At 51.7% G+C, this 12382-nt stretch carries 13 protein-coding genes; 7 read left to right on the top strand and 6 right to left on the bottom strand.

Translation table 11 applies throughout. The features are described 5' to 3' along the window. Window positions 1–243: 243 nt before the first annotated feature. A complete protein-coding gene (tkt, locus tag BGE37_RS00770) occupies window positions 244–2235 on the top strand; it encodes a transketolase (RefSeq protein WP_000098632.1) in 1992 nt (663 codons plus the stop codon). A 218-nt stretch (window positions 2236–2453) separates the two neighbouring features. On the opposite strand, the gene BGE37_RS00765 is transcribed toward tkt, so the two are convergent. Then, the gene (locus BGE37_RS00765) at window positions 2454–3362 is read right to left on the bottom strand and encodes a prohibitin family protein (RefSeq protein WP_039021547.1); all 909 of its coding nucleotides are present in this window, start codon (window positions 3360–3362) and stop codon (window positions 2454–2456) included. 375 nt (window positions 3363–3737) lie between these two features. Here BGE37_RS00765 and cmtB point away from each other — a divergent pair, with 375 nt between their 5' ends. Genes cmtB through BGE37_RS00735 form a run of 6 tightly spaced genes read left to right on the top strand, consistent with a single transcriptional unit; the run spans window position 3738 to window position 9092 of the window. Next, window positions 3738–4181 (top strand): PTS mannitol transporter subunit IIA, encoded by a 444-nt coding sequence (cmtB, locus tag BGE37_RS00760; RefSeq protein ID WP_039021546.1) that lies wholly within the window; start codon window positions 3738–3740, stop codon window positions 4179–4181. A 27-nt stretch (window positions 4182–4208) separates the two neighbouring features. Further along, on the top strand, window positions 4209–5597 hold the full coding sequence (gene cmtA, locus BGE37_RS00755; RefSeq protein WP_000428833.1) for a PTS mannitol transporter subunit IICB: 1389 nt from the start codon (window positions 4209–4211) through the stop codon (window positions 5595–5597). Window positions 5598–5611: 14 nt separating this feature from the next. After that, window positions 5612–6889, top strand: a complete 1278-nt coding sequence (locus BGE37_RS00750) for a zinc-binding dehydrogenase (RefSeq protein WP_105287662.1) — start codon at window positions 5612–5614, stop codon at window positions 6887–6889. After that, window positions 6886–7851 carry a class II fructose-bisphosphatase gene (glpX, locus tag BGE37_RS00745; RefSeq protein WP_105287661.1) on the top strand — a complete coding sequence of 322 codons (966 nt, stop codon included), beginning with the start codon at window positions 6886–6888 and terminating at the stop codon, window positions 7849–7851. The genes BGE37_RS00750 and glpX overlap by 4 nt, the downstream gene beginning before the upstream one ends. 21 nt (window positions 7852–7872) lie before the next feature. After that, a complete protein-coding gene (gene fumE / locus BGE37_RS00740) occupies window positions 7873–8382 on the top strand; it encodes a fumarase E (RefSeq protein WP_105287660.1) in 510 nt (169 codons plus the stop codon). Beyond that, window positions 8379–9092, top strand: coding sequence for a nucleoside/nucleotide kinase family protein (locus BGE37_RS00735; protein WP_032185078.1), 714 nt, complete (start codon window positions 8379–8381; stop codon window positions 9090–9092). Before fumE ends, BGE37_RS00735 begins: the two co-directional genes overlap by 4 nt. Here the strand turns inward: BGE37_RS00735 and BGE37_RS00730 are convergent. The 5 genes from BGE37_RS00730 to BGE37_RS00710 are packed head-to-tail and all read right to left on the bottom strand — an operon-like array spanning window position 9064 to window position 12140. Then, the gene (locus tag BGE37_RS00730; RefSeq protein ID WP_105287659.1) at window positions 9064–9741 is read right to left on the bottom strand and encodes an ABC transporter ATP-binding protein; all 678 of its coding nucleotides are present in this window, start codon (window positions 9739–9741) and stop codon (window positions 9064–9066) included. The genes BGE37_RS00735 and BGE37_RS00730 overlap by 29 nt on opposite strands. Beyond that, the gene (locus BGE37_RS00725; protein WP_032185119.1) at window positions 9735–10412 is read right to left on the bottom strand and encodes an ABC transporter ATP-binding protein; all 678 of its coding nucleotides are present in this window, start codon (window positions 10410–10412) and stop codon (window positions 9735–9737) included. Before BGE37_RS00725 ends, BGE37_RS00730 begins: the two co-directional genes overlap by 7 nt. Further along, window positions 10400–11107, bottom strand: coding sequence for an energy-coupling factor transporter transmembrane component T (locus BGE37_RS00720; protein WP_032185076.1), 708 nt, complete (start codon window positions 11105–11107; stop codon window positions 10400–10402). Before BGE37_RS00720 ends, BGE37_RS00725 begins: the two co-directional genes overlap by 13 nt. After that, complete coding sequence (locus BGE37_RS00715; RefSeq protein WP_000113903.1) at window positions 11108–11686, bottom strand: ECF transporter S component; 579 nt, start codon at window positions 11684–11686, stop codon at window positions 11108–11110. A gap of 22 nt (window positions 11687–11708) precedes the next feature. Beyond that, entirely contained in the window at window positions 11709–12140 is a 432-nt protein-coding gene (locus tag BGE37_RS00710) for a PPC domain-containing DNA-binding protein (RefSeq protein ID WP_001603470.1), read from the bottom strand. Between the last annotated feature and the right edge of the window lie 242 nt (window positions 12141–12382).

Raw genomic sequence — 12382 nt, 5'->3', positions numbered from 1 at the left:
AAAATGCGCCGTTTGCAGGTGAATCGACGCTCAGTCTCAGTATAAGGAAAAGCGCAGCGGACGGGCGAGCAGATTGCGCAACATGCGAGCATGATCCAGAGATTTCTGAAGCGGCAAAAGGATGTTCCATGTACATGACGCGCGGCTTGCGGTAAATTGTTGGCAAATTTTCCGGCGTAGCCCAAAACGCGCTGTCGTCAAGTCGTTAAGGGCGTGCCCTTCATCATCCGATCTGGAGTCAAAATGTCCTCACGTAAAGAGCTTGCCAATGCTATTCGTGCGCTGAGCATGGACGCAGTACAGAAAGCCAAATCCGGTCACCCGGGTGCCCCTATGGGTATGGCTGACATTGCCGAAGTCCTGTGGCGTGATTTCCTGAAACACAACCCGCAGAATCCGTCCTGGGCTGACCGTGACCGCTTCGTGCTGTCCAACGGCCACGGCTCCATGCTGATCTACAGCCTGCTGCACCTCACCGGTTACGATCTGCCGATGGAAGAACTGAAAAACTTCCGTCAACTGCATTCCAAAACTCCGGGCCACCCGGAAGTGGGTTACACCGCTGGTGTGGAAACCACTACAGGTCCGCTGGGTCAGGGTATTGCCAATGCAGTCGGTATGGCGATTGCAGAAAAAACGCTGGCGGCACAGTTTAACCGTCCGGGCCACGACATCGTCGACCACTACACCTACGCCTTCATGGGCGACGGCTGCATGATGGAAGGCATCTCCCATGAAGTTTGCTCTCTGGCGGGTACGCTGAAGCTGGGTAAACTGATTGCGTTCTACGATGACAACGGTATCTCTATCGATGGTCACGTTGAAGGCTGGTTCACCGACGACACCGCAATGCGTTTCGAAGCTTACGGCTGGCACGTTATTCGCGGCATCGACGGTCATGACGCGGCATCCATCAAACGCGCAGTAGAAGAAGCGCGCGCAGTGACTGACAAACCGTCCCTGCTGATGTGCAAAACCATCATCGGTTTCGGTTCACCGAACAAAGCCGGTACGCACGACTCCCACGGTGCGCCGCTGGGCGACGCTGAAATTGCCCTGACCCGCGAACAGCTGGGCTGGAAATATGCACCGTTCGAAATCCCGTCTGAAATCTATGCTCAGTGGGATGCGAAAGAAGCAGGCCAGGCGAAAGAATCCGCATGGAACGAGAAATTCGCTGCTTACGCCAAAGCTTATCCGCAGGAAGCCGCTGAATTTACCCGCCGTATGAAAGGCGAAATGCCGTCTGACTTCGATGCCAAAGCGAAAGAATTCATCGCTAAACTGCAGGCTAATCCGGCGAAAATCGCCAGCCGTAAAGCGTCTCAGAATGCGATTGAAGCGTTCGGCCCGCTGTTGCCGGAATTCCTCGGCGGCTCTGCTGACCTGGCACCGTCTAACCTGACCCTGTGGTCTGGTTCTAAAGCAATCAACGAAGATGCTGCGGGTAACTACATCCACTATGGTGTTCGCGAGTTCGGTATGACCGCGATTGCTAACGGTATCTCCCTGCACGGTGGCTTCCTGCCGTACACCTCCACCTTCCTGATGTTCGTGGAATACGCACGTAACGCCGTACGTATGGCTGCGCTGATGAAACAGCGTCAGGTGATGGTTTACACCCACGACTCCATCGGTCTGGGCGAAGATGGCCCGACTCACCAGCCGGTAGAGCAGGTCGCTTCTCTGCGCGTGACCCCGAACATGTCCACATGGCGTCCGTGTGACCAGGTTGAATCCGCGGTCGCGTGGAAATACGGCGTTGAGCGTCAGGACGGCCCGACTGCGCTTATCCTCTCCCGTCAGAACCTGGCGCAGCAGGAACGCACTGAAGAGCAGCTGGCAAACATCGCGCGCGGTGGTTATGTGCTGAAAGACTGTGCCGGTCAGCCGGAACTGATCTTCATCGCTACCGGTTCTGAAGTTGAACTGGCGGTTGCTGCCTACGAAAAACTGACTGCTGAAGGCGTGAAAGCGCGCGTGGTTTCCATGCCGTCTACCGACGCATTCGACAAGCAGGATGCGGCTTACCGTGAGTCTGTACTGCCGAAAGCGGTTACTGCACGCGTTGCGGTGGAAGCTGGCATTGCTGACTACTGGTACAAGTATGTTGGCCTGAACGGTGCTATCGTCGGCATGACCACCTTCGGTGAATCTGCTCCGGCAGAGCTGCTGTTTGAAGAGTTCGGCTTCACCGTTGACAATGTTGTTGCGAAAGCAAAAGAACTGCTGTAATCGGTAAGATGCTTTGTGAGAAGGGCCGCGAAAGCGGCCCTTCAGATTATTGGCAAAGTGTGCGTTGTTCATGTCGGATGCGGCGTGAACGCCTTATCCGACCTACAAGATCGTGCAAATTCAATATATTGCAGGAAGTATGTAAGCCTGATAAGCGTAGCGCATCAGGCAGTTTTGCCTTTGCCATCAGTCTCAAGGGCCGCGAAAGCGGCCCTTTTTTACTTAGTAGAGATAAACGGAACTGTACTGCCGGGGATCATGGTATCGGGTAGCTTACCGTCCCAACGCTCAGCAGTGGTGAGGGCAACAAGTCCGGGATTATCCCGCAGAGCTTCACCGCGCAGGCGGATCGCTTCTGCTTCAGCCGCACTTTTTAAACGAATAGTTTCAGCCTCTGCCGCGCCTCTTACGCGAATAGTCTCAGCTTCTGCTTTGGCTGCCGCCAGTTTACTGTCTGCTTCTGCCTGGGCCTGAGTTACCGCTATTTGCGCCTGGATTTTCTCTGTTTCCAGATTTTGCTTACGTGTGGCAATGGCGACTTCTGCTTTCATTCGATCTTCAATCGATTTTTCATAAGCGTCAGAAAAATCAATATTTTCAATCTGGACACCATCAATCACCACCGGGCCAACAACGGCTTTACGCATTGCATTTTGCAGATCCTGAACCAGTTTTGTACGATCCTGTACCGCGCTGATGGCGGTATATTGGCCGAAAACGTTCTCCAGTTGGGTTGGCAGCTGGCGGACGATCAGACGCTCTTTTAAAGATTCAATGGTGTTGTAGGTTGTATAAACTGCGCCAGCTTCTGAAGGCTTAATATGAAAACTAACCGACACGGTCATTTGTGCCGGTTGCTGGTCGCGGCTGTAGGCCTGTAATCCCTGATAAACCACAGCCTGATTACGCGTGGAAATTTTCTCTACGCTTTCCATAAAAGGGATCTTAAAACCCAGACCCGGCTCGGCAACTTTTACGATTTTTCCGTAGCGCAGCAAAATGCCGCGTTCACCTTCATTAACGGTGTAATACGAGAGAAATGGCAGCACAACCACGGTAAGCACGCCAATGGCGATAGCAATAGATTTTTGTGGGCGAAATGAGGTTATTGAAACAGGCGCTTTCATGAGAATCTTCCTTGAGTAAAGTGTGGGAATATGTCACATGAGGTGAGGAGAAAACAGCCAACAGGTGAGAATTCAGAATCTATAAAGGGGGAGAGCGAAAAACATCGGCTAAAAAAGTATGTTTTCGAACATTCAATAGATAAATAGAGATATGCATCACAAATACATAGGCAGATAAAACATTGGTTTTGTGATAAACATAACAAACACAAACTTGACTTTATAAGTATAAATTTCATGTTGTTGTTATTTAACATTTTATTATTTTGGTTCATGTTTTTTTTCTTCTCGCGTGCCCAATTGCTTTCATTAAATCGCACGAGTATTTTATTTTTACCGCCGGACGGTACCCTAAAAATAAAATAAGGATAATTTATGCGGCTTATTGATTATTTTCCAGAATCATCAATCTCAGTTATACATTCAGCAAAAGATTGGCAGGAAGCTATCAATTTCTCGATGGCATCATTGCTGGATAAAAACTATATCAGCGAGAATTACATTCAGGCTATTAAAGATTCCACCATTAACAATGGCCCTTATTATATTCTCGCACCAGGCGTGGCAATGCCTCATGCGCGACCGGAATGTGGGGCGCTTAAAACCGGGATGTCTTTGACGTTACTTAAACAAGGCGTTTATTTTCCGGGGAATGACGAACCGATTAAATTACTTATCGGTCTTTCTGCTGCCGATGCCGATTCGCACATTGGCGCTATTCAGGCGTTAAGTGAATTGCTGTGCGAAGAAGAAATACTTGAACAACTCTTAACTGCAACATCAGAAAAACAATTAGCGGACATTATCAGCCGCGAATAATGACTCTCTCCTCTACAGGATAATATTATGGAAAACAAGTCTGCTCGTGCAAAGGTCCAGGCTTTTGGGGGCTTTTTGACGGCAATGGTCATCCCCAATATTGGTGCTTTTATTGCCTGGGGTTTTATTACTGCATTATTTATTCCTACTGGTTGGCTGCCTAACGAACATTTCGCCAAAATTGTCGGCCCGATGATTACCTATTTATTGCCCGTAATGATTGGTTCTACCGGTGGCCATTTAGTCGGCGGTAAACGCGGCGCAGTCATGGGCGGAATAGGGACAATTGGTGTAATCGTCGGCGCAGAAATCCCGATGTTCCTTGGTTCAATGATCATGGGACCGTTAGGTGGGCTGGTCATAAAATATGTCGATAAGGCACTGGAAAAACGCATACCTGCTGGTTTTGAGATGGTTATCAATAACTTCTCATTAGGTATCACCGGGATGCTCCTTTGTCTGCTGGGTTTTGAAGTTATCGGCCCGGCGGTGTTAATTGCCAATACTTTCGTCAAAGAGTGTATTGAGGCGCTGGTACATGCGGGCTATCTGCCTTTGCTGTCAGTCATCAATGAACCGGCGAAAGTGCTTTTCCTCAATAACGCGATAGATCAGGGCGTCTATTACCCGTTGGGGATGCAACAGGCTTCAGTTAACGGTAAATCCATCTTCTTTATGGTGGCGTCCAACCCTGGGCCTGGCTTAGGACTGCTGCTGGCGTTTACTTTGTTTGGTAAAGGGATGAGTAAACGTTCTGCGCCCGGGGCGATGATTATTCACTTCCTCGGTGGGATCCACGAACTGTATTTCCCGTATGTGCTGATGAAGCCGCTGACCATTATTGCCATGATTGCCGGCGGTATGTCTGGCACCTGGATGTTTAACTTACTGGACGGTGGTCTGGTGGCTGGTCCAAGTCCGGGGTCTATCTTTGCTTACCTTGCACTGACGCCGAAAGGCTCGTTCCTGGCGACAATTGCCGGTGTTACGGTAGGTACCCTGGTGTCCTTTGCTATCACTTCCGTAATACTGAAGATGGAAAAAACGGTGGAAACGGAGAGCGAAGATGAGTTTGTGCAGTCCGCCAATGCGGTTAAGGCGATGAAACAAGAAGGTACATTCTCGTTAAGCCGGGTTAAGCGTATCGCCTTTGTTTGCGATGCGGGAATGGGCTCTAGCGCGATGGGCGCAACCACCTTCCGTAAGCGCCTGGAAAAAGCGGGGCTGGCAATAGAAGTAAAACATTACGCGATAGAAAACGTGCCTGCAGATGTGGATATCGTCGTTACTCACGCTAGTCTGGAAGGGCGCGTGAAACGTGTGACGGATAAACCGCTGATATTGATTAATAACTATATTGGCGATCCCAAACTCGACACTTTATTTAATCAATTAACCGCTGAACATAAAAACTGATTGCCGAGGTAAAAATGAAAACCAAAGTTGTTGCTATTTATGGCAAGCGGGATGTCCGTCTGCGCGAATTTGAACTGCCCAAAATTACCGATAATGAACTGCTGGTGAGTGTAATTTCTGACAGTGTGTGTTTATCGACCTGGAAAGCGGCGTTACTCGGTAGCGAACATAAACGCGTGCCCGACGATTTAGAAAATCATCCGGTCATTACCGGGCATGAATGTGCCGGGATTATTGTTGAAGTGGGGAAAAATCTTACCGACAAATATAAAAAAGGCCAACGTTTTGTATTGCAACCGGCGATGGGGCTACCAAGCGGGTATTCTGCGGGATACAGCTACGAATATTTTGGCGGTAACGCCACCTATATGATTATTCCAGAGGTAGCCATTAATTTGGGCTGCGTATTACCGTATCACGGATCTTATTTTGCTGCGGCGTCGCTGGCAGAGCCGATGTGCTGCATTATTGGCGCTTATCATGCCAATTATCACACCACGCAATATGTTTATGAGCATCGCATGGGCGTCAAACCTGGCGGCAATATTGCGCTGCTGGCGTGTGCGGGCCCGATGGGGATAGGCGCTATCGATTACGCTATTCACGGCGGCATACAACCGTCGCGGGTAGTGGTGGTCGATATCGACGACAAACGCCTGGCACAGGTGCAGAAGCTGCTGCCGGTGGAGCTGGCGGCCAGCAAAGGCATTGAGCTGATATATGTGAATACCAAAGGAATGGCCGATCCGGTACAGAAGCTGCGGGCGCTGACAGGAGATGCTGGGTTCGATGACATTTTTGTTTATGCGGCGGTGCCTGCTGTCGTTGAGATGGCTGACGAATTACTGGCGGAAGATGGCTGCCTGAACTTCTTTGCCGGGCCGACGGATAAAAACTTCAAAGTGCCGTTTAATTTCTACAACGTCCATTACAACAGCACGCACGTCGTCGGTACATCGGGTGGTTCAACGGACGATATGAAAGAGGCGATTGCCCTGAGCGCCACGGGGCAGTTGCAACCGTCGTTTATGGTGACGCATATCGGTGGCCTGGATGCAGTGCCAGAAACCGTTCTCAATTTACCGGATATCCCCGGTGGTAAAAAACTCATTTACAACGGCGTTACCATGCCGCTCACCGCCATTGCCGATTTTGCCGAAAAAGGCAAAACCGATCCGCTGTTTAAAGAGCTGGCGCGGTTAGTTGAGGAAACGCACGGCATCTGGAATGAACAGGCCGAGAAATATCTGCTGGCACAATTTGGCGTTGATATCGGGGAGGCCGCGCAATGATGTCCCTGGCGTGGCCATTATTTCGCGTTACGGAGCAGGCAGCGTTGGCTGCCTGGCCGCAAACCGGATGTGGCAACAAAAATAAAATTGATGGCCTGGCGGTCACCGCGATGCGCCAGGCATTAAACGATGTCGCTTTTCGTGGGCGAGTGGTTATCGGCGAGGGAGAAATTGACCATGCGCCGATGCTGTGGATTGGCGAAGAGGTGGGCAAAGGCGATGGGCCAGAAGTCGATATCGCGGTTGATCCCATTGAAGGTACGCGGATGGTGGCGATGGGGCAGAGCAATGCGCTGGCGGTCATGGCTTTCGCCCCTCGAGATAGCCTGTTACACGCGCCCGATATGTATATGAAAAAACTGGTTGTTAATCGGCTGGCGGCGGGCGCGATTGATCTGTCTTTGCCTCTGGCGGACAACTTGCGCAACGTGGCGAAAGCGTTGGGCAAACCGCTGGACCAGCTACGTATGGTTACGCTAGATAAACCGCGCCTGAGAGCCGCAATTGAGGAAGCGACACAACTGGGCGTGAAGGTTTTTGCCCTGCCGGATGGCGATGTCGCCGCCAGCGTGCTGACCTGCTGGCAAGATAATCCTTACGACGTGATGTACACCATCGGTGGCGCGCCGGAAGGTGTTATTTCTGCCTGTGCTGTTAAAGCATTGGGTGGGGATATGCAGGCCGAGCTGATTGATTTTTGTCAGGCAAAAGGGGATTACACGGAAAATCGGCAGATTGCAGAGCAGGAGCGCAAGCGTTGCAAGGAAATGGGCGTTGACGTTAACCGTGTGTACTCGCTCGATGAACTGGTGAGGGGGAACGATATCCTCTTTAGCGCTACGGGCGTGACGGGCGGTGAGTTGGTGAACGGTATCCAACAGACGGCGAATGGGGTGCGGACGCAGACATTACTGATCGGCGGCGCGGACCAAACGTGTAATATAATAGACTCCCTGCATTGATGGTGATCTATCGGAAGACCAATGGCGACGCTGACAGAAGATGATGTGCTTGAGCAACTGGACGCACAGGACAATTTATTGTCATTTATGAGAACTACACATGTCATTTTGCTCCAGGGGATACGCCAGTTTCTGCCGTCGCTGTTTGTCGATAATGATGAAGAGATCGTGGAATATGCAGTGAAGCCGTTACTCGCTCAAAGCGGCCCGCTTGACGATATTGATGTTGCGCTACGTTTGATTTTTGCGCTGGGGAAAATGGACAAATGGCTGTATGCCGATATCACGCACTTTTCCCAGTTCTGGCATTACCTGAATGAACAGGATGAAACGCCCGGATTTGCCGATGACATTACCTGGGATTTTATCAGCAACGTCAATAGCATAACCCGCAATGCGACGCTCTATGACGCGTTAAAAGCGATGAAGTTCGCTGATTTCGCCGTCTGGTCAGAGGTGCGTTTTAGTGGGATGGTCAAAACGGCGCTGACGCTGGCAGTAACGACCACCTTAAAGGAATTAACGCCGTGAAAATCGAACTGACGGTGAATGGATTGAAGGTACAGGCGCAGTACCCGAACGAAGAGATTGAAAATGTGCATAAACCGTTGCTGCGTATGCTGGCAGCCTTACAGACGGTAAATCCGCAGCGGCGTACCGTGGTTTTTCTTTGCGCTCCGCCGGGGACGGGTAAATCTACCCTAACCACTTTCTGGGAATATCTCGCGCAACAAGACCCGGAACTACCCGCTATTCAGACGCTGCCGATGGATGGTTTTCACCATTACAATAGCTGGCTGGATGCGCATCAATTGCGCCCCTTTAAAGGCGCACCAGAGACATTCGATGTGGCAAAACTGGCGGAAAATCTGCGCCAGGTAATGGAAGGGGATTGTACGTGGCCGCAGTACGATCGACAAAAGCATGATCCTGTTGAAGATGCGTTGCACGTTACCGCACCACTCGTCATCGTCGAAGGAAACTGGTTGTTGCTGGATGACGAGAAGTGGCGCCAGCTTGCGCAATTTTGTGATTTCTCGATCTTTATCAACGCGCCAGCTACTGCGTTGCGGGAACGACTGGTGGGGCGCAAGCTGGCGGGAGGGTTATCGCTGGCAGACGCAGAAGCCTTTTATGACCGTACCGATGGGCCGAATGTTCGCCGGGTGCTGGAAGAGAGTCTGCCTGCAAATTTGACCTTAATGATGACCGCTACGGGTGAATATCGTCTGGTGGATTAACGTTCCTGATTACACCATCTTCCAGTCGCACCACACGAGAGAAATGACGCCGGGTAAATGCGGCGTCATGACTGATTGCTACGACGCTCGTGCCTCGCTGGCGGCACTTTTCCAGCCAGCTTTCAAACACGCTCATCCAATTTTCGTCAAAATCCCGACTCGGCTCGTCCAGCAGCAATAGCGGCGGAGAGAGTGCTTCCAGGCAGGCGACGGCGACCATCCGTCGCTGCGCACTATGCAGATCTAACGGATGCGCGCTGGCAGTGTCTGCTAACTGACAGCATTGCAGGGCAGCATTGGTACGTTGAGTGATTTCATCCGCCAGGCATTTTTGCAGTTTCAAACCAAATGCGATCTCGTCAGCGACGGTGCTGTGAAAAAGCTGGTTTTCCGCTTCCTGAAACAGTACGCCAATCTTTGCTGCACGTTGGCGGTTTTTCAGGTTTTTCATCGCCTGTTGTTGCAGCATAACCGTACCGGCTGTGGGCGTAAGAAGACCTGCCATTACTCGTAACAGCGTCGATTTTCCCGCGCCATTGTCGCCGGTCAGCGCCAACCATTCACCTTGTTTGAGTTGCAGAGAAATGTCGCAAAGACAATCCGTTGCCGCGCCAGGCCAGCGATAAGACATCTGATTTAACGTTAACATAGTGGCTGGAGCGCTCCGTTTTGCAATTGCCACGCTTGCTGGCAGTAGTTCAGGAAAGGTGTGCGATGACGTTCAAAAAGAATAATCAGCGAACCACGTTCAAACGCCCAGTGTTGTAAGCGCTGCAACAGCATTTCGCTGGCCTGCGGCGTCAGGCGACTAAAGGCTTCATCAAGAATTAATAGTTTTGGCTGCATCGCGATGGCGCAGGCGATGACCACGCGCTGTGTCTCTCCACCGGAGAGTGTTGCCGGGTGACGATGGCGCAACGGCTGGCACTCGGTCAGAGTCAGGGCAGCATCAATCCGCGCCATAATCTCCTCTTCAGCAAGACACAGATTTTCTGGCCCAAAGGCAACTTCTTCTTCCACGCTAAAGGTACAGCCGGAGAGCTGCAAATAGGGCGATTGCTGAACGAGCTGGATGGTGGCGGATTGTTCATTAAGCGGGAGATACCCAATGGGCGTACCGAGAAGCGTCCCCGTGCCGGTTATCTCTCCTGGCAGAAAGTCCGGATACCAGCCCGCCATCAGTTGCGCCAGCGTACTTTTGCCACTGCCGTTGTCACCAAAGATGGCGACTATCCCCGGTTTGACATAGTGAAAGTCATAACAGAACGGAGGGTGCGTTGAGTGTGTCGGGCAATAGCGAAACTGTTCTAACGTAACCATATCCACGCTCCGAATTCTGCCAGCATCAGCAAGATCATGGCGTAACGTGCCACTTTTTCCAGGTTACTGTCAGGCGGTGCCCATAACGTAGTGCGCCGGTTGTGGATCCGAAATGCCCGCATATCCAGCGCCGCACCACGGATAGCCAGATCGTTTAGCGCATTGTGTGTTAGCGGAATAATTAGCGCGGGTATAGCACGTAAACGCTGATACCAGCCCTCATCCAGCGGCACCCCACGGGCGCGCTGCGCTTCATGAATAATCGCTAATTGCCGTTTTAACTGCTCAACGACCAACAAAGGCCCAGCGAACAGATAAGCGACGCCCGGCGGCAGGCGAGAAGCAAACAAAGCGCGGATAAAACGTTGCACTGGGACGAATTGCATCCACAACTGCGAGGTTGAAACAATCGCCAGAATCCGCAACCAGAGCGTAATAGCATGCGTCCACCGTTCTGGCGAGCGTGGCGTGCCGCTTAGCCATTCTGTCAGCCAGCCACCGTGTACCAGCCACAGTCCAGCCCCCAGCGAGAACATCAGCCAGACAACATATTTTACCCGCCGCCGCGTGGCCTTTAGCGCAATAAGGCAGAAAAAGGTCGCCGCGCTATAGAATGGCAGTATTGTCTGTGTGGGCAGGATAAGCGTGGTGCAGGCCGCCAGCGCCCACAGCGTTAGGGATGTAAACGGATGCATTTAGCGCACGGCAGCCATTGCCGGAAAATGGCGCGTGGTGCGAATCGGCAGCTGACGCAGTAAAAGCCAGACAATCACCGCTGTAAGAATTTTATCGACCAGGTTTGCGCCTATCACCGTAATCGCCACCGACTCCACCAGGTTTTGCCCCATAGAGTGCATCCAGGCAACGAACAAATCGGCTCCGCTACCGGTGACACCGCCGAACAGCGCAGTACGCAGCGGTACAGCGACGACCGTTACTGCAAGCGTAATAATCACGCCGCTGACAACGACTTTTGGCAGGGTGCGAAACCAACCCGCTCGCGCCAGCCAACCGGCGACCAGGCCAATAACCATCGCCACGGGGGCAAAGGCGGCGGCGATCGGGTCGGTGAGCAATCCCCAGAGTAAATTGGTCAGTAAGCCGGTCAGCATCCCGATCACCGGACCAAGCAGTACCGCGCTAATAAGTGTGCCGATGGAGTCGAGAAATATAGGTAATTTGACCATGCTGGCCAGTTGCCCGCCAATCATATTGATGGCGATAGAGATAACAATCAACACCAGTGCTTGACTGGAAAAGTGGCGACGCGCCATAAGAAAACCTCTCTGAAAGTAGTTATTTAACGGGGGAAATATGCAATTCGTCGTAACCAGAAAGCGCGCAAGGTTGGCGGCTAAACGCCAGCTCCTCAAGGCAGCCGATCACCAGTTCAAGCGTGGTCCGCACGGTACAGCCGGGCATCATATGACCGCCAAGCATCGTGCCGTGTGGATCGGAAACGCAGAGATGAAGATGTTCACCACTCTGTTCCAGTGTGCCGTTCAATGCGATGACTTCGAACTTACCGCTTAGTAGGGCCGTGTTTTCTTGCCCGGCATAGCGTAAGGCGACGTCAGTCAGACTGCCGGTACAACCTGCAATCCACGCGGCGTGGAGTTGTTGTTGCTGCGCGAAGGCGCGTAATTGGGAGAGAACTTCCTGCCCTGGGAGCAGGCGCAGCGCGTAAAAGCGTGCGGAGGAAGAATATGGGTAGGGCAATGTCATCATTGGAGTACTCCGAAACTCGGACGTATTGCGGATAATATCGACGCTGCATCAGTCATATTCTGATATAAGTCAGGGTTTGTGACGGCACAACGAAAAGATTTTGCTACGCTTATTCGTGATTCTGCAAAGTGGAATAAATTCCACAGGGGCGGGGATGAAAACGTGACGTAAGTCAGATAATTGTCTTCTTTGACTGGACAATCATTCCTTTTATTCCACGTTTCGCTTATCCTAGCTGAAGC

Origin of the sequence: Escherichia sp. MOD1-EC6300 (assembly GCF_002965045.1) — a bacterium.
Classification (GTDB): Bacteria; Pseudomonadota; Gammaproteobacteria; order Enterobacterales; family Enterobacteriaceae; genus Escherichia; species Escherichia coli_F.
The sequence above is the reverse complement of the archived record's forward strand: the minus strand, read 5'-3'. Positions and strand labels throughout refer to the sequence as shown.